Origin of the sequence: Kribbella sancticallisti (assembly GCF_039530625.1) — a bacterium.
In the GTDB taxonomy this organism is placed as follows: Bacteria; Actinomycetota; Actinomycetes; order Propionibacteriales; family Kribbellaceae; genus Kribbella; species Kribbella sancticallisti.
The window spans coordinates 1-1,451 of sequence record NZ_BAAAOS010000015.1 but is presented as its reverse complement, the minus strand read 5'-3'; the positions used below and the strand labels follow the sequence as shown (position 1 = coordinate 1,451).

Sequence of the window (1,451 nt, the reverse complement as noted above, 5' to 3'; positions counted from 1 at the left end):
CATTGCCCCGCCGGAGGCTCCTGCTCTGCCCTGCTCATACTGAGAAGTCTTCCCCTCTCAGGGGATAGGTGGATCTCTGATCGCTTAAGCCTGCCGTTAGCGGAAGTGGATGCTCAGAACGCCGGCAGTACAGTTCCCAGCAGCCTCTTGTGACGGTCGACCACGGTGATGCGTCGCCAGCGGTCGAACAGGCCGCAAGGGTGCGAAATTCCCAGGGGTACGACGTCCCCTACCGTCAGATCGCTGTCCGCCGGAATCTCCAGGTGCAGATGCTGATCGCTGAGCAAGACGACGCGGCTCTTGGATGGCAGCGCAGCAGAGTGCCCATCGCGATAACGAACGCCCAGGGGCGTCGGCAGGTCGGCGTCGTGCGGTAGGTTCCGTTTGCCCACTGCCGCGACCGCGCGTGCTTCCTCTGGCCGCGACAGAATGCGGGCCCATACGGTTGCCGCTGGACACAGGTCGGGGCCCTCGCCACGAACTCCTGGGAACGTCCGCGCGTAGACACCATGGTCGTGAATGGCGTAGCAGCCACTACGCAGCAAAAGGGTCGCCTCTAGCTGTGACGCCATTGGTCGGCAGTTCGCGAGCACCCTGTCGAAGTACGCGGATCCTCCTGCGGACAGGATCGTTCCCGAACCGGAGATGCCGTGACGTTCCGCCAGTCGAGCTGCCGAGGATGCGAGCCGGCGCAGATAGTCGTCGACCCGGTCGAGATCCGCGGAAGCAGTCCCCCCGAGCATTCCCTCGTAGCCTGACACCCCGCGCACGACGAGGTGGCGCGACGTTGCCACCGCTTCGGCCACGGCGTCGAAGTCGGCATCGCTGCGGGCACCGCATCTGCCGCCGAAGTAGCCGACCTCCAGCAGAACGGAATGCCTGGACGCCGGCGACTCGTGGTCAAGGGCGGCGTCAAGCCAACGTACCCCGGTCACCGAGTCCACCAAGGAGAGCACAGTTTTGCCGACATTCGCCATTTCGGCTACCCAGGCAATGTCCTTCGACTCGACCAGCTGATTCGCGACCAGGATCCTGTCCGCTCCGAGGCAGGCCGCAACTCTGCCCTGTACCGCGTTAGCTACTGTGAGGCCCCAAGTCGAGGTCTGTTGAAGCTGAAGCGCGAGGACTTCGTCGATCATCGTCGTTTTTGCATGCGGGGCGATCGATACCGACTTCTCACGGCAGTACCGATCCATCTCGGTCACGTTGTGCCGTACTGCCTCGATGTCCAGAGCAGCCACCGGGTACTGAAGGTGTTGGTCTCCGAGCCGGGACTGTGCGCTCATCGCACCGAATCGATTGCCTCGACGAGGCGATCGATCTCTTCTTCGGTATTGAAGTAGTGCACCGAGGCACGAACGACAGCCGGTAGGCCGCGGTCTTCCAGGTCGATCCTGGTCGACTCCACCGATGAGTGCCAGATGTTGATCTGCTGGTTCCGCAGCCGCTCG

The 1,451-nt window shown here is 63.2% G+C and carries 1 protein-coding gene; it reads right to left on the bottom strand.

The features are described from left to right. Positions 1-113: 113 nt before the first annotated feature. A complete protein-coding gene (locus ABD255_RS07600; RefSeq protein ID WP_344211274.1) occupies positions 114-1,286 on the bottom strand; it encodes an alanine racemase in 1,173 nt (390 codons plus the stop codon). Positions 1,287-1,451: the final 165 nt, after the last annotated feature.